The sequence below is a fragment of the Gordonia sp. LMA484 genome (assembly GCF_058129505.1).
Genome location: NZ_CM176700.1, coordinates 2,006,943 through 2,032,036 on the forward strand (window position 1 = coordinate 2,006,943; position 25,094 = coordinate 2,032,036).

Annotated in this window: 18 protein-coding genes; 12 read left to right on the forward strand and 6 right to left on the reverse strand. The window is 66.6% G+C overall.

All coding sequences use genetic code 11. From position 1 onward, the window contains the following. Nucleotides 1–16: 16 nt before the first annotated feature. The gene (locus AC4AMJ_RS08700; protein ID WP_489900918.1) at nt 17–2,371 is read right to left on the reverse strand and encodes a Tex family protein; all 2,355 of its coding nucleotides are present in this window, start codon (nt 2,369–2,371) and stop codon (nt 17–19) included. Nucleotides 2,372–2,539: 168 nt separating this feature from the next. Between AC4AMJ_RS08700 and AC4AMJ_RS08705 the strand changes: the two genes are divergently transcribed. From AC4AMJ_RS08705 to AC4AMJ_RS08715, 3 genes are all read left to right on the forward strand, one after another. Further along, on the forward strand, nt 2,540–4,153 hold the full coding sequence (locus AC4AMJ_RS08705) for an FAD-dependent monooxygenase (RefSeq protein WP_489917808.1): 1,614 nt from the start codon (nt 2,540–2,542) through the stop codon (nt 4,151–4,153). A 729-nt stretch (nt 4,154–4,882) separates the two neighbouring features. Next, nucleotides 4,883–6,022 carry an IS30 family transposase gene (locus tag AC4AMJ_RS08710; protein ID WP_489918400.1) on the forward strand — a complete coding sequence of 380 codons (1,140 nt, stop codon included), beginning with the start codon at nt 4,883–4,885 and terminating at the stop codon, nt 6,020–6,022. Between the two features lie 267 nt (nt 6,023–6,289). After that, nucleotides 6,290–6,466: a hypothetical protein gene (locus tag AC4AMJ_RS08715; protein ID WP_489917809.1), complete on the forward strand. Its 177-nt coding sequence runs from the start codon at nt 6,290–6,292 to the stop codon at nt 6,464–6,466. A 62-nt stretch (nt 6,467–6,528) separates the two neighbouring features. Here AC4AMJ_RS08715 and AC4AMJ_RS08720 read toward each other — a convergent pair whose 3' ends face one another. Further along, entirely contained in the window at nt 6,529–6,792 is a 264-nt protein-coding gene (locus AC4AMJ_RS08720) for a hypothetical protein (protein WP_489917810.1), read from the reverse strand. Between the two features lie 116 nt (nt 6,793–6,908). Then, nucleotides 6,909–7,322 carry a MarR family winged helix-turn-helix transcriptional regulator gene (locus AC4AMJ_RS08725; protein ID WP_489895938.1) on the reverse strand — a complete coding sequence of 138 codons (414 nt, stop codon included), beginning with the start codon at nt 7,320–7,322 and terminating at the stop codon, nt 6,909–6,911. Nucleotides 7,323–7,408: 86 nt separating this feature from the next. On the opposite strand from AC4AMJ_RS08725, the gene AC4AMJ_RS08730 reads away from it, so the two are divergent. Further along, entirely contained in the window at nt 7,409–7,819 is a 411-nt protein-coding gene (locus AC4AMJ_RS08730) for a hypothetical protein (protein WP_489917811.1), read from the forward strand. 46 nt (nt 7,820–7,865) lie between these two features. On the opposite strand, the gene AC4AMJ_RS08735 is transcribed toward AC4AMJ_RS08730, so the two are convergent. Further along, on the reverse strand, nt 7,866–8,255 hold the full coding sequence (locus tag AC4AMJ_RS08735) for a rhodanese-like domain-containing protein (RefSeq protein ID WP_489917812.1): 390 nt from the start codon (nt 8,253–8,255) through the stop codon (nt 7,866–7,868). A gap of 121 nt (nt 8,256–8,376) precedes the next feature. Here AC4AMJ_RS08735 and AC4AMJ_RS08740 point away from each other — a divergent pair, with 121 nt between their 5' ends. The 4 genes from AC4AMJ_RS08740 (at nt 8,377) to AC4AMJ_RS08755 (ending at nt 14,508) form a co-directional block, all read left to right on the forward strand. After that, complete coding sequence (locus tag AC4AMJ_RS08740; protein WP_489917813.1) at nt 8,377–9,777, forward strand: amino acid permease; 1,401 nt, start codon at nt 8,377–8,379, stop codon at nt 9,775–9,777. 150 nt (nt 9,778–9,927) lie between these two features. Then, entirely contained in the window at nt 9,928–11,502 is a 1,575-nt protein-coding gene (locus AC4AMJ_RS08745) for a peptidoglycan-binding domain-containing protein (protein WP_489917814.1), read from the forward strand. Next, complete coding sequence (locus AC4AMJ_RS08750; protein WP_489895943.1) at nt 11,499–12,017, forward strand: hypothetical protein; 519 nt, start codon at nt 11,499–11,501, stop codon at nt 12,015–12,017. The genes AC4AMJ_RS08745 and AC4AMJ_RS08750 overlap by 4 nt, the downstream gene beginning before the upstream one ends. A 271-nt stretch (nt 12,018–12,288) precedes the next feature. Beyond that, nucleotides 12,289–14,508, forward strand: a complete 2,220-nt coding sequence (locus AC4AMJ_RS08755; RefSeq protein ID WP_489895944.1) for a 6-phosphofructokinase — start codon at nt 12,289–12,291, stop codon at nt 14,506–14,508. 3 nt (nt 14,509–14,511) lie between these two features. Here AC4AMJ_RS08755 and AC4AMJ_RS08760 read toward each other — a convergent pair whose 3' ends face one another. Further along, the gene (locus tag AC4AMJ_RS08760; protein ID WP_489917815.1) at nt 14,512–17,691 is read right to left on the reverse strand and encodes an AAA family ATPase; all 3,180 of its coding nucleotides are present in this window, start codon (nt 17,689–17,691) and stop codon (nt 14,512–14,514) included. A gap of 198 nt (nt 17,692–17,889) precedes the next feature. On the opposite strand from AC4AMJ_RS08760, the gene AC4AMJ_RS08765 reads away from it, so the two are divergent. From AC4AMJ_RS08765 to AC4AMJ_RS08780, 4 genes are all read left to right on the forward strand, one after another. Further along, complete coding sequence (locus AC4AMJ_RS08765; RefSeq protein WP_489917816.1) at nt 17,890–19,476, forward strand: HNH endonuclease signature motif containing protein; 1,587 nt, start codon at nt 17,890–17,892, stop codon at nt 19,474–19,476. Between the two features lie 145 nt (nt 19,477–19,621). Continuing rightward, entirely contained in the window at nt 19,622–20,881 is a 1,260-nt protein-coding gene (locus AC4AMJ_RS08770) for an ROK family transcriptional regulator (protein ID WP_489917817.1), read from the forward strand. 95 nt (nt 20,882–20,976) lie between these two features. Continuing rightward, nucleotides 20,977–22,476 (forward strand): MFS transporter, encoded by a 1,500-nt coding sequence (locus AC4AMJ_RS08775; protein WP_489917818.1) that lies wholly within the window; start codon nt 20,977–20,979, stop codon nt 22,474–22,476. Then, entirely contained in the window at nt 22,473–24,113 is a 1,641-nt protein-coding gene (locus tag AC4AMJ_RS08780) for an amidohydrolase (protein ID WP_489917819.1), read from the forward strand. Before AC4AMJ_RS08775 ends, AC4AMJ_RS08780 begins: the two co-directional genes overlap by 4 nt. Before the next feature lie 106 nt (nt 24,114–24,219). On the opposite strand, the gene AC4AMJ_RS08785 is transcribed toward AC4AMJ_RS08780, so the two are convergent. Further along, nucleotides 24,220–25,089: an alpha/beta fold hydrolase gene (locus AC4AMJ_RS08785; RefSeq protein WP_489917820.1), complete on the reverse strand. Its 870-nt coding sequence runs from the start codon at nt 25,087–25,089 to the stop codon at nt 24,220–24,222. Nucleotides 25,090–25,094 lie beyond the last annotated feature (5 nt).

The following is a 25,094-nucleotide window of genomic DNA, read 5'->3' on the forward strand; positions in this document are numbered from 1 at the left end:
CAGCACTCGCCACGGCCTACTTCCCGAAACCGGCGTCGCGCAGGGCCTGTGCCATCGATCCGCTCGGCTGAGTGCGATTGCCACCTCGTCCACCGTCACGTCGCCCCTTGGCGCCTCCCTGCCGTTGGTTCGACCGTTGTCCACGGCCCTGTCCGCGATCGCCTGCCGCCACCTTCGACGGGCCCTTGCCGGCGCCGCCACGAGGCTCGTCGTCCAGACGCAGACTCAGACCGATGCGCTGCCGTTCCACATCGACGTCGACGACCTTGACGCGAACCACCTGACCCGATCGGACCACCTCATGCGGATCGGACACGAACTTGTCCGACATGGCCGAGACATGGACCAGGCCGTCCTGGTGCACGCCGACGTCGACGAACGCGCCGAACGCGGCAACGTTGGTCACGACGCCTTCGAGCACCATGCCGGCCCGCAGGTCGGCGACCTTCTCCACTCCCGCGGCAAAGGTGGCCGTGGCGAATGCCGGACGCGGGTCACGACCCGGCTTCTCCAACTCCGCGAGGATGTCGGTCACCGTGGGGATACCGAAACGGTCGTCGGCGAACTCCGCCGGGCGGATCGCGCGCAGGGCCCGTGAATCGCCGATCAGCTCGGTGATCGCCAGACCGGAACGGTCCAGGATGCGGCGCACCACCGGATAGGCCTCGGGATGCACGCCCGACGAATCCAGCGGGTCGTCCCCCTCTCGGATGCGGAGGAATCCAGCACACTGCTCAAATGCCTTGGGCCCCAGACGCGGAACGTCGAGCAAGCTCTTTCGGCTACTGAACCGGCCGACCTTGTCGCGGTGGTCCACGATGGCCGCGGCGAGGCCCGGGGTCACCCCGGACACCCTCGACAGCAACGGGACCGACGCGGTGTTGAGGTCGACGCCGACGGCATTGACAGCGTCCTCCACGACAGCGTCGAGGCTCCGGGCCAGCGTGCCGGGCGTGACGTCGTGCTGATACTGGCCGACGCCGATGGACTTCGGGTCGATCTTCACCAGTTCGGCCAGCGGGTCCTGCAACCGTCGGGCGATCGACACCGCGCCGCGCAAGGACACATCGAGCTGCGGCAGCTCCTGTGACGCGTACTCCGACGCCGAGTACACCGAGGCGCCGGCCTCGCTGACCACCGCCTTTGCCGGCGCGGTCGCCCCGGACGTGCGGATGTCGTCGATCAGTTCGGCCGCCAGCGCATCTGTCTCCCGGGACGCGGTACCGTTGCCGATCGCGATCAGCTCGACACCGTGCCGAGCGACCAGGGCGGCCAGGGTCGCCTTGGCCTGGTCCCACTGCTTCTGTGGCTGATGCGGGAAGACCGCGCAGGTGTCCAACACCTTGCCGGTCGCATCGACGACCGCAACCTTGACCCCGGTGCGGAACCCGGGGTCAAGCCCGAGCGTGGGCCGCGTACCCGCCGGCGCCGCCAACAGCAGATCCTTGAGATTCGTCGCGAACACGGCGACGGCGTCGGCCTCGGCGCGCTGTCGCAGCCGCACCCTCGCCTCGATCGACGCCGAGACCATCAACTTGGTGCGCCAGGCCCACCGAGCGGTTGTCACCAGCCATCGTGTCGCAGCCCCGGGGTGGGAGCCGTCGATGCCCAGCGTGGCCGACACCATGGCCTCATAGCCGTCGTCATCCCCGCCATCGAGGGTCAGGGTGAGTGCCTCTTCCTTCTCACCGCGCAGAACAGCCAGCACCCGGTGTGACGGCATCGACTCGAGTGGCTCCGAGAAGTCGAAGTAGTCCCGGAACTTCTGCGCGGGAGCCGCCGTCTGAGCGGCCTCCGAGCGCGCCGCGGTGCGCATCGAACCGTCGGCCCAGAACTTCTCTCGTATCGCGCCCACCAGTTCCGCGTCCTCGGCCGCTCGTTCCACCAGGATGTGGCGAGCACCGTCGAGTGCGGCCCCCGAATCGCCGACCGCCTCGCAGACGAACTCCGCCGCCACCTCATCGGGCACCAGCGACGGATCGGCCAGCAGCCGGTCCGCCAGCGGCTCGAGACCCGCCTCGCGGGCGATCTGCGCCTTGGTGCGGCGCTTGGGTTTGTAGGGCAGGTAGATGTCCTCGACGCGAGCCTTGGTCTCGGCGGCGAGCAAGGCCGTGCGCAACTCGTCGGTGAGCTTGCCCTGTTCCTCGATGGAGGCCAGCACCGCGTCCCTGCGTTCGTCGAGCTCACGAAGATAGCGGAGTCGCTCGTCGAGTGTGCGGAGTTGCGCGTCATCGAGGCTGCCGGTGACCTCCTTGCGATACCTCGCGATGAACGGCACCGTCGAGCCGTCGTCGAGGAGCCGCACCGCGGCGGCGACCTGGCCCTCCCCGACCGACAGTTCCTCGGCAATGCGTGCGTTCACGGACTTCACAGCTGAGCTCGAATTCACCTCGTGGACCCTACCGAAGTCCGGTGACACCGGCCCGCAGGCGTCGCCGCGGCGGCGACCGCCGACTGCCGAAACGGCCGAACGCCCATGGTCACCGTCGGTGTGCGGCGATAATCGAGGGCGCCGATGGCCCGCGGAAGGGTGAAACTCATGAACGATGTCGACGTACTGGTGGCCGGTGCCGGACCGATCGGCCTCACCGCCGCGATCGAACTCCGTCGCCGCGGTGTGCGCGTACGGATCGTCGATCCGCTGATCGAGCCACCGCAGTACGCGAAGGCCGTAGGCGTGCAGCCGCGTACTCTCGAGGTCTTCGAGGGCATGGGCGTACTGCGCGACATCCTCGACGCCGGCCTCGAGATGCGCGGACAGGTCGTCTACGTCAACGGGACCGAGGTCTCCCGGATCGACCTCGAGGTGCCCGACGACGTCCCGTTCCGCTTCCACTCGATACCGCAATACGAGACCGAGCGGGTGCTGCGAGGGCGACTCGCCGACCTCGGCACCACCATCGAGCGGGGATCCGGCCTCACCGGGCTCACGCAGGACGCGGACGGTGTCACGGCGACCCTGTCCGGACCGGGCGGTGAGGAATCGCTCCGGGCCGGCTACCTCGTCGGCTGCGACGGGGCCCACAGCGTTGTCCGGAAGACGCTGGGCCTCTCCTTCGAGGGTGCGGCGTTCGAGGAGCAGTACATGCTCGGCGACGTCGCGGTGGACTGGTCGCAGCCACGTGGTTACGGGGTGCGGTCGATGCACCAGACCGAGGGGGTCACCGATGACCTGCTGGTGTGCATCCCGCTGCCCGGCCATGGCCGCTACCGCATGTCCATGCTTGTGCCCGACGACCTGGCGGCGCAGCCCACCGTCTCCCCGGACGGAATCGCCCACGGCTTCGAAGGTGCGCGCACACCGGAGCTGTCGCACATCCAGGCCGTGGTCGATCGACTCTCGCCGGAGCCGGCCACCGTCTCCGACCTCCGATGGTCCTCGGTGTTCCGGATCAGCCACCGGATCGTCGACTCCTATTCGAGAGGAAGGGTTTTCGTCGCCGGCGATGCCGCGCACATCCATCCGCCGACCGGCGCCCAGGGGATGAACACCGGCATTCAGGACGCCCACAATCTTGCCTGGAAACTCGCTCTGGCGGTGCAGGGCGCGGCCGCGTACGGTCTGCTCGCGACATACGACGCGGAACGACGTCCCGTCGGGGAGGAAGTGGTCGGCAGAACCGTCCGTAGCGCGCGGGAGGGGATCGGCGCGGACGCCACGGACCCCCGGTACATCATGCGCCGCGAGGCGCAGCTGCTCATCAGCTACTCCGACAGTCCCATCGTCGGCTCCCCGTCGGGATCGGCCGGTCCGCAACCCGGAGAACGAGCGCCCGACGCCGCCGGGTTGTCCCGCGAGGTGGTCAACTTCGGACTCCGTCTGTACGCACTTCTCGACCGACGTGATCACACCTTGCTCCTCTACGCCGGCGACTCGGCCGGAGCCGGCGACGTCGGCACCTTCGAAGCAGTCGCGGCGGAGGCGATCGCGGCCGCGCGCGGACGTCTCGGCGTCTATCTCGTCGCATCACCGGAGGCCCAGGTCGGCAGTACCGTTCTCCCACTCATCCGGGACGCCGACGGACTGTTCGCCACCGGGTACCGGCCGGATGGGAACTCGGCCTTCATCGTCCGCCCAGATGGCTATCTCGGGTATCGAGGCGGCGTCGACGGCGGTTCGGTGACGAAATATGTGGCCCTGACCTTCGGGTGACCCGGCGTCAGCACAGCGCACACCTCCGGCGATCGCCGATGCCGTCCTCTCCCATGGCGGACAAGCGCCCTCCGCGACTGTCGGAGCGCCACCGGACAGTTGGCCACTAGCCTTACCGTTGCATTTCCAGTATCTTCGACTGCACATGGATTCCGCCGGGCAGCAGCACACCTTCGCCGGGGCGTGCGCGATCGGGACAACCGACTTGGACAAGTTTACCGAAAGCACTACCGGAACCCTTTCCCCAATTGTTACGGTGCATGCTCAGCGAGCAGCGTCGGCCCCACCGGTGCCCGGCGATGCCGCCGCAGCCAACTTCGCAGGGAGGACGAGATGGTCGTAGGGGACCCACACGTCACCGCCTTCTCGGCCGGGTCCGCGACCGCCACGTCCTCGGCCACCGACACGGACACGGACACGGCCCATGACGAGGACGGGTTCTAGCCATCCCCGCAACACCCTGGCTTTCAGGGAGTTGCGGGGATCGTGGTTTCTGCAGAGTTGAAGGAGCGGTTCTTCGAGGCGTTGGATCGCGAGGACGGGAACGTCACGGCTGCCGCTCGTAGCGTCGGAGTCAATGGCGCTACCGCGTATTCGTGGGTCCGGCGGGCCGGGCTACGTGGGCCCGGCAAGCCCGGCACCTCGGGCCATCCCGGGCGCGCCCGCTATGACGAGCTGCGCGCCGCTGGTGTCGGTTGTCGCGAGGCTGCCGAGCAGGTGGGAGTCCACATCCGGACAGCCCGGGACTGGGATCGAGGGATTCGTAAGATCGGTGACGCGCGCCTCCATCCCGATGGTCGCCGCATCGACTACAAGACCGGTATGACCACTTCCGTTTCAGCAGAGCAACGGCCGTCGGTGGCCAAGATCGAAGCCCAGTTGCATCCTCGGTTCCTGACCGTGTGGGAACGCGAACAGATCGCCGACATGCGTCGTGCCGGCGACTCGCTCAGGGAGATTGGACGTCGGCTGGGTCGGGCGGCGTCAACGATCAAACGTGAAATCGATACCTACTCGGTGTCGGGCGTCTACCACCCCTACCGAGCACAGAAGGGTTGGGCGAGTTCGCGTTTACGACCCAAAGACTCCAAGCTGGCGGTCGGCGGAGCATTACGGGACTACGTGTCGAGCAAACTCGCTGTGCAGTGGTCGCCGGAGCAGATCAGTCACACTTTGATCGTCGAGTTCCCCGATGACGAGGCGATGCGAGTGAGTACCGAGACGATCTATCAGGCGATCTATGTACAGGCGCGGGGCGGGTTGCGCCGCGAAGTTGCCGACGCGTTGCGGACCGGTCGTACGCGTCGCAAGCCTCGTCGGTCGCTCGATCAGCGGACTGCTCGCTTCGTCGATGAGATGGTGATGATTTCCGATCGCCCGGCCGAGGTCGAGGATCGGGCTGTGCCGGGGCACTGGGAGGGTGACCTGATCGTCGGTACCCGGTCGGAATCGGCCATCGTGACCCTGGTCGAACGCACGACTCGCTACGTCCTGCTCGGACATCTCCCGGGCGGGCACACGGCCGAGGAGGTCCGCGACGTGCTGATCCCGCTGATCGGTTCTCTACCCGAGCATCTGCGGGGGTCGCTGACCTGGGACCAGGGCTGTGAAATGGCCGCGCACAAGCAGTTCAGCATCACCACCGGTGTACCGGTCTACTTCTGCGACCCGCATTCACCATGGCAGCGCGGCTCGAACGAGAACGCCAATGGGCTACTGCGCCAATACTTTCCGAAGGGAACCGACCTGTCGGTGCACAGTGCCGAGGACCTCGAACTCGTCGCCCAACGACTGAACGGCCGACCACGCAAAACGCTCGACTGGAGGACCCCAGCCGAGCGTCTGCGTGATTTACTTGTACCCGTCTAACCAACCGGTGTTGCGAGGACCCCTAGAATTCGCCGAGGGGGCACCGGCCGGCACGCCTGCCGACGCCGCGGGGCGAGGACGCGGTGACCTACTGGGAGCAGATACCCCACCTCCATCGCCTGGACACCGACGGACAGGGGTCGTCACGACGAGCCTGAACACCCCAGTCCCGCACTGTCGGCAAAGTTCGATGCCACCGCACCACAACTCCAGCAGATCTTGACCCCTCTGAACTGGGTCTCCACTGCGTCTCCGATCACCTCTACGGTGTCATCGAGTGCCAACGGTGTCTACCAGGTCGACGCATTCGTCACTGTCAGCTCCACGAGCAAGCAAGCGCCCAACGGCGCGAAGACCACGGTCACCTACAAGGTGACCGTGGACGGCAACAACGGGTGGACGATCACCGACGTCGGCGGACTCGACGGCGGCCTGCCGAACTGAGGTCTGCTGCTGTCACGCCCGGCTCACACGCTGCCGGCAGGACATCCGGACCTGTGCGCAGCTCACTTCCCCGGATGCCGGTACTCGTACCGCACGTCGGAGATCGTGCCACCCTGCTCGACCAAACCCAGAACGTGCCGCCACACCGAATCGGCTTCTGCGAGTAGAACATCAGTCGCGCGCAGGATCACCGGGTGCGAATCGCCGGCGACCACGGTCGTGCGGGAGTGACGGGCTCGACGCACCGTGCGGTGCGCGACGATGTCGCCTGTCGAGGGCAGGGGGTCTGCCCCGGAAGCCGGGTGGAAGAGAATGTCCCACTCCATGGCCCACCTTGGCTCCGCCACGAAGAAACGTGACTGCGAAGAAGTCGAATGACGCCGACAGTAGCCCGTCAGATGTTCGATTCGACTGGCCAACGTCAACTCCGAGTCACCGCCGGTCACCCCAGGCGGCGGATCAACTCGAGGAACACCGCACGCTCCCGCTCGTCGAGAGGTGCGAGAAACTCACTCTGCACGCCGCCGAGCACCTCGCTCAGTCGCTGCAACTCGATCCGACCCGCATCGGTGATCCGCACGACATTGCGTCGACGATCGTCGGGATCGCCCATGCGAACCGCGAATCCGGATTCCACGAGCAGCCCCAGCGAAGTCGCCACGTCGCTACGGTCGAGCGACGCGGCCCGACCGAGGTCGGCCTGGCTGACCGGTCCGATCTCATCGAGTGCGGCGAGGACGCGGAAGTAATAGGCCCGCGACCCCGCAGCGGTGAACGCGCGCTGCAATTCGGCATGCGCACGCAGATGCGCGCGGCTCACCAACCATGTCGCCTGATCGTCGAGGCGTCGCACCATGGGCCCATCATAACAAGTCGTTGGCCGCACCAACGAAATCGAGTATCGTTGGTTTTGCCAACGATTACTGTGACAAGGAGCCCCCGATGATCCCGTTCGGACCCCAACTCATCGGCCAGACGGAGAAAACCCTCAACGCGCTGCTGACCATCGCGCTCGGCGGCGCCGACATCTCCGAACAGGAGTGGGTGACGCTGCGTCTCGCCGACCAGAACGAGCACCGACGACCACTTCCCGAACACGTCCGCGACATGACCGGGATCGCCGGTGCCGAGGCTCTCGTCGACGGCCTCACGGCGCGCGGCTATCTCGCCGACGGAAGCCCGACCGAGCTCGGTCGGGCGTTCCTGGATGCCACCGGCCGGCGGATCACCACACTGACCGCGCCGCTCTGGGCCGACCTCTCCGACGACGACGTCGCCGCGGCGACCCGGGTGCTGAATGCGGTCGTCCTTCGCGGCCGCGAGATCGCCGCGGGTGCGACCGTCCCACGCTGACCGCGCAGCCGGGGTCCCCCGTCGTCGACACCGCGACGAGTTCCGGCTACCCCGTGTCCACCGGAAGTCCGGTTCGCTCACGCGCCGCGTCGATACTTCCGGCGTCCGTGACATCGGTGAAGCCCTGTGACCTCATGATCGCGACGGCACGCGCGGATCGGTTCCCGGTCCGGCAGTACACGATGTACGGCGCATCTTTGGGCAATGTGGAAATCGCCTCCGCGAATGTCCCCGACTCCAGGCTGATGTTGCGGGCCCCCTGCAGATGTCCGGCCGCATACTCGGCCGGGGTCCGCACGTCGATGACAACCGCGCCGGTCGACAGAGACGACGAGGTCGTCTCGGCGGTGGTGTTCTCCGATGAGGTACCGCACGCCGCAAGGAGGACCGTGCCGACGAGTATCGACAACAGGATTTCGGCGATGCGGGCGCGCACAAGTCCATTCTGCCTCCGCGCAGTATCGTCCGGCCTGATCCCACTTCATCTCGCCCCAGGGCGTCGCGTAGTTAGATGATCTGGTGGCGACGCATACGATTGTCGGTCGGCGAGACACAGCGTGACGCGGTCCCGGGTGATCCTGCTGGCAGCCTTCGCACTGTCGGTGATGGCCGATCCCGTCTCGTCCGTCGCCTACGCGATCGAATCAGCTCTGCGCGCCCTGCACGGCGACGTCGGCCTGTTGATACCGACGATGCTGCTGGTGTTGACGATCATCACGATCGTGGTGCTCAACTATCGCCAGTTGATCGACCGCTACCCCGAGGGTGGTGGAGCCTCGGCCGCCGTCGGTGAAGCGTTCGGGGATGGCTGGGCGTTCGTGCCCATCGGCGCGTTGATCGTCGACTTCGTGCTGACGATCGCGATCAGCGTCTCCGCGTCGTCGTCCGCGATGATCTCCTACGCACCCGCGCTCTCCCCTTGGCGCATCCCGATGGCGCTGGCGTTGACGCTGGCCGTGGCCGCGGCGATCCTGCTCGGCCACCTGGGCCGACTCCTGTTCGCACTGATGACGATCTCCTTCGTCGCGGCGGCGGCCACGGTTCTGCTGATGGGGATCGGTTCCTCCCCGCACACAGGGGTCGCCGCATCGGCCACCGCGGAGTCGGCCACCTCCGGCGCACCCGTGTGGTCGGTGCTTCTGGCCTTCCCCGTCGCGATGGCACTCGCCACCGGCGTGGAAGCACCGTCGACGGCAATCGCCGAACTCGGTCGCCTCGACAGCAACGAACGCCGTCGTTTCGGGAAGGCCACGCTCTGGCTGACCCTGGCCACCGTCGGTGTTCTCACCACCGGCATCGCTGTGGAGGTCACTGTTCTCGACATCGGGATTCCCTCTGGTGATACGACACTGATCGCCGAGCTCGCCCGAGCAGTGACACCTGGAGCATTCTTCGGCATATTCCAGCTCGTCACACTCCTGCTGTTGCTGGCAGCAGCCAGCTCGTCATTCCAGGCCGGGTCAGGGTTGTTGAGCGCGCTGGCCAGGCGGCAGACCACCGATGGCACGACGCACGGGATTCTGCCCGCCTTCCTGGCGCGCACCAATGGCCGCCAGGTGCCGTATTGGGGTGTCATGGTCTTCACCGCATTGACTCTTCTCGTCACCGTCGCCGCGGGCGCTCGAGACCAGACATTGGTGCTCTACTACGCGGTCGCCGTGTTTCTCAGTTTCTTGGGCGGCCTGCTGGCGATGGCAGCTTTCTCACGTCGAGAACGTGAGTGGGGTTCATTCGGCCTCAACGTGTTCGGGGCGGTGGTTGTCGCCTTCACCCTGGTGATCAACTTGCTGCGCGTGGTTCCGTTGGCCGCTCTCGCCGCGGCGCTGGCAATCGCCGGGATCCTGTACCTCGTCTGGATCACCTCCGGCCGCCCACCCGGCGTCAGGGCGACGCCGGCCGCCGCATGGGCACCCGAGCGCCGAGCCTCCCCCGAGAACCCGGCCGAACCGCTGTCCTGATCATGGAGCCGCGCCTACGGCCGGACGTCTGATGAAGCGAACGGGATCGCCGGCCGATCTCCGGTGGCCGACATGCCCGATGGTGCCGATCCGGTGCCCGCTCACGCAGAGTTTCCTCCGCGTCCGCAGCCCGTGCCCCAGACTGACTTCATGCACGGACGCGCCGACCCCGGACGACGGCCCCCACAGTCCATGTCGGGCACTCGGTCGGCCGCGGAGCGCGCGTCGACGCGCACCGACGGTCGGCGAACTCCATCCGACCAGTTGACCGATTTGCAGCAGACAGCGGGCAACCAGGCGGTGTCCTCGCTCGTGATGCTCTCCGCCGAACGCCGGAACAGAGGCGGCGAGGGTGTCGGGGACGTCATTATTCAGCGGGCCCCGTTGAGCCCGGCCGAGAAAGCCTTGAATCTCACCTCTCCTCGCTACGCAGGTGACCCGGTTCTGGAAGCGGCATACGACAACTCACCACCCCTCCGGAAAGGTCGGACGGACCCGGCGATCGCCAAGGTGCAGCAAGGTTTTGTCGCGAACGGATTCGCGATGCCGAAGTCGACGAAATCCGACGGGACGATGGACGGCGTTTTCGGGACCGAGACCAGGGCGACGGCGGTCGCCTTCCAGAACAAGCACGGATTGGCGTTGGAGGACGGCGCGGTCGGCCGCCAGACGATGGGGAAGCTCGACGAGATCGCCGGAGGTGGCGGCAAGGCCGGTGCGCCGGAGATCAATGCCTCGACCGACGAGATGGGCGAGCGCGTCGTAGCCGGGATGACGAAGGCGAACACGGAGTTCGGTCCCGACAAGGGGGTCTGGTACGACTACAACTACCACGCCGAGCATATGCGGGACCCGGCCAACTACCCGTGGAACGACGACTGGCGCAGTGGCCTTGCCGACCCGACCATGTTCGACCGAGTCGGCTGGATGGATTGGAAGCTGAAGCCGGGCACGAGCGCGTCGGCGGGCGTCAAAGCGTGGCTCAAGGGACTCACGATCGCCGAATGCCTCAGTTGCATCGTGGCGATCGAGATCGACACGATGCGAGCGGCGATCGGTGACGACAAGTTCGACACGCTGTTCGGATCGACCAACGGTTCGGTGGCCGACGACAAACGGTTGCGGATCCACACCGGAACCGAAGGCACTCCGATAGAGGGGATGCTGACCTCGGCACACGGTGCCGGCCCTGGCGAGGCCGGCACGATCGGGAGTCGGCCGACCAAGAAGGGAGACTGGGTGTACTTCTACAACCACCCGAAGTATCTGCTGAAGCACCCCGGTGGCGCCTGGCAGGGCGAGAACGCCGTGTTCATGGGCGAGACCGGGGGCGAGCAGATGTGGGCCGGCCTCGGCGCCGGACCGATGACCGAGCGAGACATGCTGCAGGAGATGGCCGACGCCTACAACGGGCCCCGTGACGGCGCCGACTACGCCGGGCTGCTAGGCAGCTACGCGAGCGACGCGCCAGAGGTGTCGTCGCCGAACCAGGCGTACCGCGACCGTGACACGGCGTACCTCAAGAGCCTCTATCTCAAGTACAAGAGCCGAATCCCCACGCAATACCACGAGGGTGGTGGCGAGTTCTCCGACACCGTGACGGTGGCGGACATCCTCAACGATCCCGCATACACGCTCGGCGGAACCGAACGCAAGGGCGGCTATTTTCCAGGAGCTGCCGCCCGACTCGACCCGTCCCGCATCCAGGCCCTCCGCCAGCCATGACAGACTTCATCGCCTCTGCGACGCTCGTGTCCACCGAGCGCAAACGACCACCGAAGCAGGTGCTTCGGATGGACATCACCGTGGACGGAGGGCCTCGAGACGGTTGGCTCGTCGTCGCGGACTGTGTCCGCACCGACCTCGACGTCTCGCCACGGGGCATTCACACCATCGACCGCTACGAGATCGCGCCTGGATGCGACCTGGTGTGGTTGAAGGGCGACCACGGTGTGTTGGTCTTGCGAGTCGGGCCCGAGCCGTTGATCATTCGTGGCCTCCCGGTCAATCGGTGGTCGGATGCGAACGTCGTCGGCATCGGCGTCACGCGCGGGATCACGGTCGACGGGAAGGACCTGGACGGCGTTTTCGACGGACCGATTCGGCGGCCGAACAGCGAGGTCGATGCGCGGGCACTTTCTGCGGGAGCCGCGATCGGTCAGCGGTTGGCCGGCGACTTCGACCACACCTTCGATGTCGTCGTCGACGAAATGATCACGCGCGCCATCGAACTCGACTGATCGCGCCCAACAGGCACCGCGGATTCGGCCTCCAGATTGCCACCCGGGCGACGGGTGGCCGCACTGCGATCCGCCGGCCGACACGCCCTCGCTGCGATACGACATCGCACGTTCAACGTCTGCGGGCAAGTAGTTGCGCAGTGTGCCCGGGACCGCGATGCTCATAGCCGAAGCCCTGCGAGCAAGGTTTCGCCCACGACAGCACGAGGACACGGGGTACCGATGAAACACCGAGGTTCGCTACATCGCCGCCCGCGGTCAGGGCACCGTGATGGCTGAGGTCGGCTCGGCACCAACGAGCATCGGAGTTCTGACCAGTGGTGGCGATGCCGCGGGGATGAACCCGGCAGTCCGGGCGGTGATTCGCACCGCGCTCCACCACGGGATCAACGCCTACGCGATCCACGAGGGGTATCAGGGCCTGGTCGAGGGCGGCGAGTTGATCCGGCGCATGGAGGTCGCCGACACCGACGGCATCCTACGCAAGGGCGGCACAGTCATCGGAACAGCACGTTCACAGCAGTTCCGCACCCGGGAGGGCAGGCGGGCCGCGGCCCGCAACATGCTCGAGCGCCGAATTGACGCGCTGGTGGTGATCGGGGGCGACGGCAGCCTCACCGGCGCGAACACGTTTCGCGCCGAGTGGCCGGACCTTCTCGCCGAGGCGGTGGACGCGGGCGAGATCGCCAAAGAGGTCGCCGAGGCCCATCCGTTCCTTCGTCTCGTCGGCCTGGTGGGCTCGATCGACAACGACATGTCCGGTACCGACATGACGATCGGGGCCGACACCGCGTTGCACCGGATCGTGGAGGCGATGGATGCCCTGCGCAGCACGGCGTCCAGCCATCAGCGCTCGTTCGTGGTCGAGGTCATGGGCCGGCACTGCGGTTACCTCGCACTGATGGCATCGCTGGCGACCGCGGCGAACTGGGTGCTGATTCCCGAACAGCCGCCGGCCGACGGCTGGGCCGAGCAGATGTGCCGTGACATCCGGGCGGGCCGACTCATCGGGCGCCGACAGAGCGTCGTGGTCGTCGCAGAGGGCGCCGAAGACCGCGACGGCAACCCGATCACCGCCGAGCAGATCAGAAAACTCCTCGAGGACGAACTGGGCGAGGACACCCGCATCACCACCCTCGGGCACGTGCAGCGCGGCGGTTCACCGTCCGCATTCGACCGGTACCTGGCGACTCTGCTCGGACACGCCGCTGTCGAGCGCCTGCTCACCGACGAACCCCAGTCCCCCGCCCAGTTGATCGGCCTGCGCGGCAACCGGGTGGTCACCTCCCCGTTGATGGAGTGCGTCGAGCAGACACAGGCAGTCGCCGAACGCATCAAGGCCCACGATTACGACGGCGCGATGTTGTTGCGCGGGGGAAGTTTCCGGCAATCCCACAAGATCCTGCAGACGGTCCAACAGGCCGCGCCACGGCCCACTCCCGCGGGCCGGCGACGGTTCCGGCTCGCGGTGATGCACGGCGGAGGGCCCGCACCGGGCATGAACACCGCGGTGCGGGCAGCCGTACGGCTCGGGCTCGACCGCGGCTACGCGGTACTGGCGGTCAAGAACGGCTTCCGCGGACTCCGGCGGGGCGAGGTCCAGGAGATGGGCTGGATGGATGTCAGCGGCTGGGTGTCCGACGGGGGCGCTGAGCTCGGCACCAACCGGTATGTGCCCTCGGGCGCGGCCATCGGGCAGATCGCCGAGCAGATCGTGGCCCACAAGATCGACGGTCTCCTGATGGCAGGCGGATGGTCGGGCTACGAGGCCGCCCACGCATTGCATCTGCACCGCGACGAGTACCCCGCCCTCGACATCCCGATCGTCTGCATGCCGATGACGATCAACAACGACGTGCCCGGAACCGAACTCAGCATCGGCAGCGACACCGCCTTGAACAGCATCGTGTCCGACGTCGACAAGATCCGGCAATCTGCGGTGGCCACCCGCCGGGTCGTCGTCGTGGAAGTGATGGGACGCGACTGCGGATACCTGGCCCTGCTGTCCGGGATCGCCTCCGGCGCCGAGCGGATCTACATGCCGGAGGACCGGATCACCATCGACGATCTGACCACCGACATCCACTCGATGGCCGAGGGATTCCGGTCGGGGAAACGGCTGGGATTGATCATTCGCAGCGAGGGCGCCGACCCTGTGTACAACACCTGGTTCATCACATCGCTGTTCGAGAAGGAGGGCGGCGAACTGTTCGATGCCCGGCAATCGGTACTCGGGCACGTACAAGAAGGCGGCGACCCGTCACCGTTCGACCGCGTCCACGCGACCAGCCTCACCGCCCGCTGCATCGAGTTCCTCTCCGAGCAACTCGAGTCCGGCGGCCGAGCGAGTGCGATGATCGGCTTCCAGTCGGGCCGGCTGCAGTTCACCGACCTCACCTCTTACCCGGCGCTCATCGAGGCGGATGTCAAGCGGCCGGTCGAGCAGAGATGGATGGACCGCCGCACCCTGGCAGAGATCATGCGTCGGTGAGGCTCATCGCCACCCGGCCGCATCCATCATTACCTCGGCCCAGGCGATGTGCCCCTCGAAGCCCAGAGACCGGGCCATCGCGAGATACCGGCGCGCCAGGTCCTGGGAAGCCTCCTCGTCGCCTACCGCTGTGGCCAGCAGAGCGCGCAACTTCAGCACGGTGATTTCGGGTATCGCCGCATCCGGGCCCGACGACAGATCCGCCACCCACTCGATGGCCCGGCGCGCCTCGGCGAGCTCGCCACCGGTTGGTCGCTCCAGTAATGTCTCGACGAACAGCGCGGTGCCCGCGACGCCCCATCCGGGCCGTCCCTCACTGCGCAAGTCCTCCACAGCGGCACGCATCGCAGGTATGGCGCGGGCACGATCACCGCGTCGGGCCTGCTCTCGAGCCGCCAACAACTCGAGCACAGGGGCAAGCGACGGAGCACGTTCACGCACGAACCCCCCGGCATCTCCCAACAAAGCCAGCCCCTGGTCTCGCTCGTCCGGCGTGTCGCGATAGAGCAACGCCAGCACCCGCAGGTAGCGCGCCCCCAGGAGTCCGAAGTCGTTGACCACCGCGTGCGCCGGCCCTTCGGTCTCCTCCAGAACCCGCATCATGGAGTCGTCGGCGCGAAGCACCCCGTACAACAACTCGGGTCCGAACGTCCATGTGACAACGAGTGCGAGGGTGCCCGGGTCGCTATGACGGGCGATGACGCGGGAATCGTCGAGATCCTCCCGCCACCCGGGATGACCGAACCACCATCGGGCGATGCCCCGAAACGCCGTGGCCATCGCCAGTGGCGATCCCAGTCCGAAACCGCTTCCTTTGGCGGGGTCGCCGTCGGCCAGATCGATGACGATCTGCGACCACCGGAGGATGTCACCGAACTGCCCGGCATTGAACCAGTTGGCAAAGGCCAAGAAGGACAATCCGATTGTCAATCCTGGATCTCCGATCGACTCCAGAAGTTCCATCTGGTCGGATGCCTGCCTGGACCCCTCCCCGGGACGTCCCGCGTAGAGCAGTTCGGCGACCAGGCCGCTCATGCCGATGGCCAGCGACACCTTGTCCCCGGCCAGGGTGCAGAGCTCGCGTAGTTCGGCGAAGCGGCCCCACGTGTGCTGTACCGGTCGTGCCTGCCAGTCGGTAGCGCACAACATCGAGCGTGGAGCGATGCGCATCTCCAGGATGTCGGGGGCATCGCCGGGCAACCCGTCGGCAACTCGGCAGGCGCGCTCCCAGCCGACCCGCGCCGCGCCGAGATCGCGACTCGCCGACCAACTCGCGCCACGCATGTGCCAGCCGTAGGCCGCAGGTAGCTCGCCGGCGGCTTCGAGGTGACCTGCGATCAGGGCCGCGTGCTCATCCTCGGCTCCGCGGTCGCGAATCGCGGCGGCCAGACGCCGGTGTCGGCCGGCGCGGTCGGACCTCAGTTGCGACTCGTAGGCCACCGCACGGATCAGCGGGTGGCAGAACGCATACTCCACGACTGGGAGCGACCGCACCTGATCGATGAGCTCGGCGTCGAGCAGCTCGTCGACCGCCGACTCGGCCTCCACCTCGGCGAGCAGGTCCGCACCGAATCGGGCCCCCACCACCGCCGCCATGTGCAGGGTGCGCTTGGCTCGGGCGGGCAGCGCGTCAATACGTGCCTCGATGGCCGCCTGCACCGTGACCGGCACACTGACATCAGCGATGTCGAGTTGGCACATGTGGTCTCCGCGTTCGCCGGCGAGCACCCCGCGCTGCTCCAACTCCCGCACCATCTCCTCGGCGAAGAAGGGATTACCCGCAGCCCTCTCGACGACGATCTCGGCCAGTTCGACGACCGATGGATCGGAGCCGAGGAGCTCGTCGACCAGCGACGCCGTGTCCGATGCGTCCAGCGGGGACAGGGTCATCTGCTGCAGACCCGATAGATTCAGCAGGCCTCCCCGGTACTCGGGGCGTGAGGTGATGACAACAACCGACGGTGTATCAGGGAGAACTGCCAGAAAGTCGACCAGCAGCGACTCGCTCACCGAATCGATCCAGTGCACGTCCTCGACGATGAGCAGCACCGGCCCGGCGCGTTGCCGCGACGCGGCATTGATCAGCGCGGTCAACCGGCGTCGCCGGGCATCCGGATCGATGTGCGGCAGAGCCACATCGGGGTCGGCGATGCCGAGAAGGTCCTCGAGCAACAACAGATCCTCCGCGTCGGCATCGGAGAGTCGGTTCCGGACCCGCCTGCGCGCGGTCTCCCCATCGAGATCCGCCACACCGAGTCCCGTCCGCAACAGGCCTGCCACGGCGTGGAACGGAACGTCTCGGGCATGCGATTCGCAGAAGGACCACAGCACCTCGACGTCGCGGGCGACCGCAAGGTCGGCAACCTCCCGTGCAATACGGCTCTTGCCGATACCGGGCGGTGCCACCACGTTCACGATCGAACCGCGCCCGGCGATCGCGCCGTCGACGAGAGTGTCGAACATTGCCATCTCCCGATGCCTGCCGACCAGTCGGGCCCCGGTACGCCCAACCACCCCGTGGCGTCGGCGAACCGCCAGCAACCGTCGTGCACGCACCGGTTCATCCGCGCCCTTGATGTGTACCCACTCCGGCTCCGCCAGCACGGCGAGGCCGTCGACCAACCGAGCGGTCGACTCCGACAACATCACGCCGCCCGGCGGGGCCACCGACTCCATGCGTTGCGCGAACCCGACCTGCTCCCCTATCGCTGTGTAGCCGAACGATCCCGAGCCGAGTTCTCCTGCGATCACCTGACCTGAGTTCAGCCCAACCCGCACGCGCAAGTCCACTGCATCGATGCGAGATACTTCCGCCGCAAGGCCGTCGGCTTGCCGTTGGATCTCCAAGGCCGCCAGGCACGCCCGCGCAGCATGGTCCTCCACTGCGACCGGCGCACCGAACACCGCCATCACTCCGTCACCGGTGTAGTCGACGGTCCCTCCGTAGCGTTCGACAACGATCGCCGCCCGCTCGACCAACCCGGTCATGATCTCCCGGAAGCGCTCCGGTTCGACTGCGGCAGCGATACCCATCGATCGGACCACATCGGCGAAGAGCACCGTCACCTGCTTGTACTCCGCACGATCGGCGACCGTTGCCACCGGAGCCCCGCACCGGTCGCAGAACCTGGCGCCGTCGCGCAGACCCGTGCCGCAGGACCCGCACGTGACACCTGCGGCCATAGAGCACCACCGATCCAGAGTTCGCAGCCCCCGACAGTGGTAAGGATAGGGCTTTCACCAGTGCGGAATGGTGTGATCCCCGCCGACTTGGTGCCGTCGATATGGTTACGAACTCTGTCGATCAGGAGCTTGTCGGAGTAACAAATCTGCTGTACTCTCGAACACACATTCGAACGATGGTCCGCTGGGGGGGTGGGTATGGCCGAGCCGAACACGCACGACACGCAGGACGCGCAGGAGTCGTTGTCGGAGGTGCCGGGTCTGCTCACCGAGTTGCATGCGGTGTTGGATCGGTTGGCGGCGGCGGATCTGACGCGCTGTAGTGATGCGGAGGTGCTGGCGGTGGCGCGGGCCTCGGAGCGGGCGGTCAATCGGCAGTTGTTCGAGGGCAATCGCCAGATTCTGGAGTTGTCGGATCGGGGTGTGCCGCGGGCGATGGGGTTTCGGAGTTTGACGAACTTCCTCAATGTCGAGGTGCGGGTCTCCGAACCGGGTCGGCGGAAGGATCAGATCGCGGCGACCGGGCGGATGCGGCAGTTGGGTGGGCAGTGCGCCGAGCCACGCTATCCGGAGTTGGCGGCGGCGTTCGCGGCCGGTGAGGTCGGGCCGGCGCATCTGAGTACGGTGATCGACATTCTGGAGACGATCCCGCAGCAGGCGCCGCATGACAAGAAGGTGGCCGCGGAGGCGTCGTTGGCCGAGTTGGCGGTCAAACACACCCCGGATGAGATCGTGATCCTTGGTCAGCGGGTGTTGGCGCATCTGGATCCGGACGGCGAGTTGACCGACGACAGTGATCGGAAACGTAAGCGGAATCTGTGGCTGAATCGGCAGAACGCGCAGCAGATGTCGAAACTGACCGGCCATCTGGATCCGGAAACCCGGGCGTTGCTGGAGATGATGCTGGCCGCGTGGGCCAAACCCGGCCTCAACAACCCCGAGGATCCCGACGCCCCTTCGGGTGCCGAAGAAGACGCCGACCCCGAGGCGCTGAAAGCGGCCGCCGCCCGCGACACCCGCACCCAGGCCCAACGCAATCATGATGCGTTGGCAGCCTTGTTGCGGGCAGTGTTTGCAGATGGGTTGCTGGGCAAATCCCATCGGGGGTTGCCGGTGCAGCTGATCGTCAAGGCCGACCTCACCGATCTGATCCGGGAGACCGGATTCGGCACCACCGCCACCGGGTCGCTGTTGCCGATCACCGATGTGATCCGGTTGGCTGCCGAGGCCCAACAGTATTTGGCGGTGTTCGCCGATGCGAGCCCGCAGCCCTTGTATTTCGGGCAGGCCAAACGGTGTGCCACCCGGGCTCAACGGTTGGCGTCGTTCGCCCGCCCGGATGGGGAGGTGTGCTCGGCACCCGGCTGTGATCAGCCGGCCTCCCACGTCGAACTGCATCACGCCCGCCGCGACTTCGCTGCCGGCGGATTGACCGACATCATCGATCTGGCCCCGGCGTGTCCGAAACACAACCGGATGGTCGGACCCGGGATCGGCCAATTCACCACCGGCATCTACGAGGACGGCCCCCACACCGGCCGCACCTGGTGGCGCCGCAACAGCGCCGACGGCGCACCGCCGAACCCGCAGGAATTCAACCGGCGCCCCGACATCGCCGTGCTGTATGCGCAGCACCTCGAACAGGTTCGCGCACAACTCCACCCACCACCGCAACCAGACGCGCCGCCACCCGACGACGGCCCGCACCTGCATCTCACCGAGACGATCCCCACACCGATCTCGGTCATCGAAGCACGCCTCGCACTACTGGTGCTCACGGGCTGACGCCGGCGGCCAGAGACCGAGGCGATCGTGGTGCGTTCGATTCCCGGCGAGCGCTTGATGGGATCCGCGCCGATCCGACCTAAGGTCGATACAGTTCCCACCAACCGGTAGACCGGATCTGCCGACGAGCGACCGGAGTGTTCGCATGGATGCCGCAGGACCGCGCACATCTCCGCTCGACCGTGGTGGCTCTGTCGCAGACCTTCGCGAGCACAACCTCGTCCAGGTGCTGCGTGTGCTGGCCGCCGACGGGCCCATGGTTCGCGCAGAGATCGCTCGCCTCTGTGGTCTGAAGGTCACCGCATTGACCGGCCTCGTCGACGAACTGCGCGCCCGTGGTCTCGTCGAGGAGGTGCCTCAACCACGCACGAAGACCCGCGGGCGCCCTGCGCATCCGGTCGCCCTGGCAGCCGAGCCGACCTGCACACTGGCCTTCGGCTGCAGCCGCAACCATGTGATGACCGCCATCGGCAACCTCCGTGGCGACGTCATCGCCGAGACCCGTCGCCCGATCAGCGGTCCGGCGGGGTGGGAAACCTACGCGCCTCAACTCGAAGAGGCGCTCGTGTCTGCGGTCGCCGACGCACGCCGACGTGGGTTGCGCCCCCTGTCCGCCCAGTTCGCGATACCCGGCGCGGTCGATCACGAGCGCGGCCAGGTGATTCGCTCCGTACTGAATGGGTGGGGCAGCGTCGACCTGCTCGGCGCCGCCCTGGAAATGCTGGCCCGAGCGGGCGTCGAGACCGCCTTGGTCGGCATCGACCGCGAAACCAACTTCTCGTTGCTCGCCCGGCACCAACGTCTGGAGCGACCGACCGCGCCCGTCGTATATCTGGGCGGACGCAACGCCATCAGCGGTGGCATTCTGGACCGTGACGGCATCGTGCATGGCGCCGGCGGACTCGCCGGCGAGTTCGGCCACCTGATCATCGATCCCGGTGGACAACCGTGCTGGTGTGGCCGCCGCGGCTGCGTGGAGACCCACCTCGGCCTGCGCTACCTGTACGCCGCGATCAGCGGCTCGGCCCCATCGTTCGAAGACCTGTCGGAGAACTACCCTGACCTGCTCGATCTCATCGTCGAGAAAGCCGATGCCGGTGACGATCTCGTGAATGCCTCCCTCGCCGAGGTCGGCCGCTGGTTGGGCATCACCATCGACACCGTCGCGTCGGTCGTCAACCCGCAGGTCGTGATCGTGGACGGCTACCTCTGCCGCCTCGCCGCGCACGTGGAGCCGTCCCTACGCGGTTATCTCGATTCGGTCGGGTCCCTACCGTCGCTGGCTTCGTTGTCGGTCGAATACCGAGCCGACGCCTCCGACGACGTATCCATCTCCGGCATGGTCATCGCAGGTCGCAACGCCATTCTGGCGAGGCCGGCAGTGGCCCGGATGGCGGCCGCCTGACTGGGACTTTATTTATTCCATGTCGTGGATTAAAGTGAGCTCGGCCACTGGGCCGATGCTCAGTGGCCTGGACCTCACCACGAAAGGCCAGTCCCATGACCGGATTGCCCACCATCGATTCATCGACACACCCCGTGTCGACACCACCTGCCCCGTCCACACCAGTTCCCCAGCAGTGGCGCTCACATCAGCTGCGGTCGCGGCGTCCCCTCTTCTGGGCCATCTTGTGCATCGCCGGCATCGGCGGGCTCCAACCGCTCGACCCGTCCCTACACTCCATCGCCTTCACCGGCGCGGTCTCCGACCTCGGGATGAATCCCGGCATCGCCTCATTCGTGAAAAGCGTCGGGACGATCGTGTTGGCGGCGTCCATGCTCGGTGTCGGGATCCTCGGCGACCGCCACGGACGTCGCAGAGTGCTGGTTGCCGGTGTCAGCCTCATGGGCATCGCCGGCGTGGTCACCGCGCTGGCACCGGACGTCGCGATCTTCACGATCGGCCGCATCCTGATGGGTGTCGGGACAGCGATGATGTTCTCGATGTGCGTCGCAATGATCCCCACCCTGTACTCGAAAGCCGAGTTACCCAAGGCATTCGGCATCTTCTTCGCCCTCGGTTCGGCCGAGCTGATGGTGTTCACCGCGTTCTCCGGCACCATCCTCGGCGCATTCGGATGGCGCACCATGTACGCCCTGCTGGGCGGTCTGGCGCTCGTCGGTGGGGTGGCGGCCACGCTACTGCTCCCCGAGAACCGTGCTGCGACCAGTCGCCGCTTCGATTCCGTCGGCGTCGCGCTGGCCGCAGCCGGCCTCATCGCTCTCGTGTGGTCGATCGGTCAGGCCTCGATCCGAGGTTGGTCTGAACCGGCTGTCCTGCTGGGTCTCTCGTTCGCCATCGTGGCCCTTGCCGTCTTCGCCTGGTGGGAACTGCGGGTACGCGAGCCAGGCTTCCCGATCCGGCTGTTCGCCATTCCCGCATTCAGCGCCGCCTGCCTCGCAGGTGTCCTTTTCAACTGGGCAGATGCATCGATGCTCGGCCAGTACCCGGCATTGGCGCTGCCCGGAGGGGTCGCACCGGCGGTTGTCACCGCGATCGTCGCCCTGATGTACCTCGGGATGGTGTCCGGTTCCGCCGCGGCCGCCACCATGCAGCGCCGCTTCGGGCTCAGTACTCGCACGATGTTCGTCAGCGGCCTATTGCTATGTGCTGCGAGCCTGATCGCCCAGCTCGGGGTGACCGCACCGACCGACATCGTGCTGCCTGCCGCCGGCCTGTTCTGTGTCGGCTTCGCCGTGATGTGGATGCAGAACCCGCAGGCCGCAGTGATCCTGGGGTGCGCCCCGGCGGACCAGGTCGGAGCCGTGTCTGCGGTGAAACCTGCTGTAGGACAGCTCGGATTCGGTCTCGGATTCGCCACGGCTGCGCCCATCGCATCGCTGTTCAGCACCGGCCCGTCACTCGACGTCGAAGGATTCGGCCACGGTCTCGCTGTACAAGGGGCGGTCTTCATCGCCGCCGCTGCCGCGGTGGCCTACCTCCTGCGCAGCCGTCGTGCGAAAGGCGGGGCCATCACAGCTACGGAGGAGAGCCGATGACACGCAACGCGGACACGATCTTTCTCAACGGACGGATCATCACCGTCGATGCCGATTTCCATCTCGCCGAGGCCGTTGCTGTGGCCGACGGACGGATCACCGCGGTCGGGACCGAGCGCGAGGTGCGCGCACAGTACGCACCCGACACCCGGGTGATCGACCTCGGTGGGCGCACCCTCCTGCCGGGATTCGTGGAGGCGCACGGGCACCCCACCGCCGAGATGAACATGCTCGGTCCGGATACCGTCGACATCCGCGCGTCGGAATGCCCGACAGCGGCCGAAGTCTTTGAACGCCTCCGTGACGCCATCGCCCTCGCTGCGCCCGAGGACTGGGTGATCGCGTTCGGTTGGGACCCACTGCTGGTACCCGACCTGCCGGCGATGTCCGGCCGGCTGCTCACCGAGCTGTCGCCAGAGATACCGGTGTCGGTGATGCACTACTCGGCGCACTCGTCGTGGGCGAACGACGCCGCGCTGGCCCGCCTCGGTCTGGATCGCACCTCACCGGACCCGGTCGGCTCCGCGTTCATCCGCTCCGACGACGGTGAACTGACCGGCGAAGGCCGCGAGGTCCCCGCATCGATGATCCTGATGGGCCCGAAGATGGAGGCCCGCCCGGAATCGTTCGACGGCTTCCTGCACCACGAACTGCACCGCTTCGCGGCCGCCGGCATCACCACCACCGGCGATCTTGCGTTCGAGGCCACCAACTACGACGCGGTCTCCGACTACCTGGGCCGGTTCGAGAGTCCGGTACGCATCCGCGCGTATGAGCGATCCGGTGCCGGGCCCCACATCGCACCGGCCGCCGCCGGCGACTCGATGTTCCGCAAAGTCGGCGTGAAGGTATGGAAGGACGGGTCACCCTGGATCGGCAACATCCACACCAGTTTCGGCTATGAGGACAGCGAGGAGACTCGTGCCGTCGGGGTGCATCCCGGGCACCGCGGATGCAGCAACTACTCGGCCGCAGATCTGTTGGAGATCTGTCGCACCCATGTCGGCGAGGGCTGGCAGATCGCCTGTCACGTGCACGGAGACCTGGCGATCGACACCGTGTTGGACACCTTCGAACAGGTCATGCGCGAAACCGGGCGAACCGACCTCCGGTTGCGGCTCGAACACTGTGGGGCCGTCACCGGTGAACAGGTCCGTAGAGCACATGATCTGGGTGTGACGATCTCGTTCTTCGTCGCCCACATCCACTTCTACGGAGACGTGTTGCGCGGACTGTTCGGGAACCGAGCCGACGAATGGACGCCGGCCGGGGCCGCCGCAGAATGCGGAATGCCGTTCTCCTTGCACAACGATTCCCCGGTGACCCCGGCGAACCCGTTGCTGAACATGCGGACCGCGATGACCCGGAAGACGAGGTCCGGTGTCGTCCTGGGCGAGGATCTGCGCATCGATCTCCGCGACGCGATTCGCGCCCAGACGATCTGGCCTGCCTGGCAATTACACTCCGAACATGAGATCGGCTCGATCGAGCCCGGCAAGTTCGCCGACTTCGTGGTTCTTGGCTCAGATCCACTCACCACTGATCCGGAACAGTTCGACGCGATCGAGGTCGTCGAGACCTGGCTTGCCGGTCGTCGTGTCGATCCGGTGCACGACGTCGTAGGACTCGGTCGGTGAGCCGCATCGCATAGCCCTGCCCACCAGGAATTCGGAACCGCCACCGCCGAGTGTGGCGGTTCCGATTATCCGCTCTGTCACGCGACCCTGTGCTCTCCTGAACCGGTCAGTCCGAACTGCTCAGCGGCGTGAGGAAATCGATCCACCTCTCGCTGTCGACGAATCCATAGTGCCCGGCGCCGGGCCATCTGTGTGCGGCGCACCGTGGCATGCGTGCGGCGACCAGCGGACCCATCTCCGGCGCGAGCAGATCGTCGGCGTCACCGTAGAAGAGGTCGAACGGCTGCGGCACGTCCTCGAGCCCGAATCCCCAATCCCAGACGGCCTCCAGGAGTTCGTCCATACCGTCGCCGCCCTGTTCGATACCTGCCGCGAAGCTGGCCTCGAACATCGCTTTCTGTTCATCGGAGGCATAGAAAGTCGGCGCATCCGAGGCGTCCATCTTGGCCATACTCGACATGTACTTCTTGACGTCACGCCGACCGATCCATGCCTCGACGTCGAGAATCCCGTGGAGCAGATGGTGAAATCGCCGCATCTTGAGGACGGCACGCAGTTCTTTCGAAGCGATCAGGTTGTCGAAATCGGGTAGGTCGAGCGGTCCGATCGGAGAAGCCAGAACTCCGCGTGTCACACGGTCTTTCAGCTTGGCCGCGATCGCCAGTGTGTGCGGCCCGCCGCCCGAGTGACCCGCGACGGCGAATCGCTCGATACCCAGAGCGTCGACGAGTCGTTCGACGTCGTTTGCCCAATCGGTGAGCGTGCGCCCCTTGTGCGGGCTCGATCCGCCGACCGCCGGCTGGTCCGGGGCGATCATCCGGACACCCAGCGATGCGGTCAGGGCGTCATCGGGGTTACGGATGAGCCGAGAGTCACCAAATCCGTGGCTGAAGACGACCGGGGTGCCATCCAGATCGCCGTAGGTGATGAATGCGAGGGTGCGGCCGTCCGCCAAGGCCAGGCTGTCGGTGTGCACAGGTG

What these genes read in the sequence shown, in the direction of transcription:
- AC4AMJ_RS08705 (WP_489917808.1), top strand. Translation starts at nt 2,540, where the DNA reads ATGAACGATGTCGACGTACTGGTGGCCGGTGCCGGACCGATCGGCCTC.
- AC4AMJ_RS08720 (WP_489917810.1), bottom strand. Translation starts at nt 6,792, where the DNA reads ATGGAGTGGGACATTCTCTTCCACCCGGCTTCCGGGGCAGACCCCCTG.
- AC4AMJ_RS08725 (WP_489895938.1), bottom strand. Translation starts at nt 7,322, where the DNA reads ATGGTGCGACGCCTCGACGATCAGGCGACATGGTTGGTGAGCCGCGCG.
- AC4AMJ_RS08730 (WP_489917811.1), top strand. Translation starts at nt 7,409, where the DNA reads ATGATCCCGTTCGGACCCCAACTCATCGGCCAGACGGAGAAAACCCTC.
- AC4AMJ_RS08745 (WP_489917814.1), top strand. Translation starts at nt 9,928, where the DNA reads ATGCACGGACGCGCCGACCCCGGACGACGGCCCCCACAGTCCATGTCG.
- AC4AMJ_RS08750 (WP_489895943.1), top strand. Translation starts at nt 11,499, where the DNA reads ATGACAGACTTCATCGCCTCTGCGACGCTCGTGTCCACCGAGCGCAAA.
- AC4AMJ_RS08755 (WP_489895944.1), top strand. Translation starts at nt 12,289, where the DNA reads ATGGCTGAGGTCGGCTCGGCACCAACGAGCATCGGAGTTCTGACCAGT.
- AC4AMJ_RS08760 (WP_489917815.1), bottom strand. Translation starts at nt 17,691, where the DNA reads ATGGCCGCAGGTGTCACGTGCGGGTCCTGCGGCACGGGTCTGCGCGAC.
- AC4AMJ_RS08765 (WP_489917816.1), top strand. Translation starts at nt 17,890, where the DNA reads ATGGCCGAGCCGAACACGCACGACACGCAGGACGCGCAGGAGTCGTTG.
- AC4AMJ_RS08770 (WP_489917817.1), top strand. Translation starts at nt 19,622, where the DNA reads ATGGATGCCGCAGGACCGCGCACATCTCCGCTCGACCGTGGTGGCTCT.
- AC4AMJ_RS08775 (WP_489917818.1), top strand. Translation starts at nt 20,977, where the DNA reads ATGACCGGATTGCCCACCATCGATTCATCGACACACCCCGTGTCGACA.
- AC4AMJ_RS08780 (WP_489917819.1), top strand. Translation starts at nt 22,473, where the DNA reads ATGACACGCAACGCGGACACGATCTTTCTCAACGGACGGATCATCACC.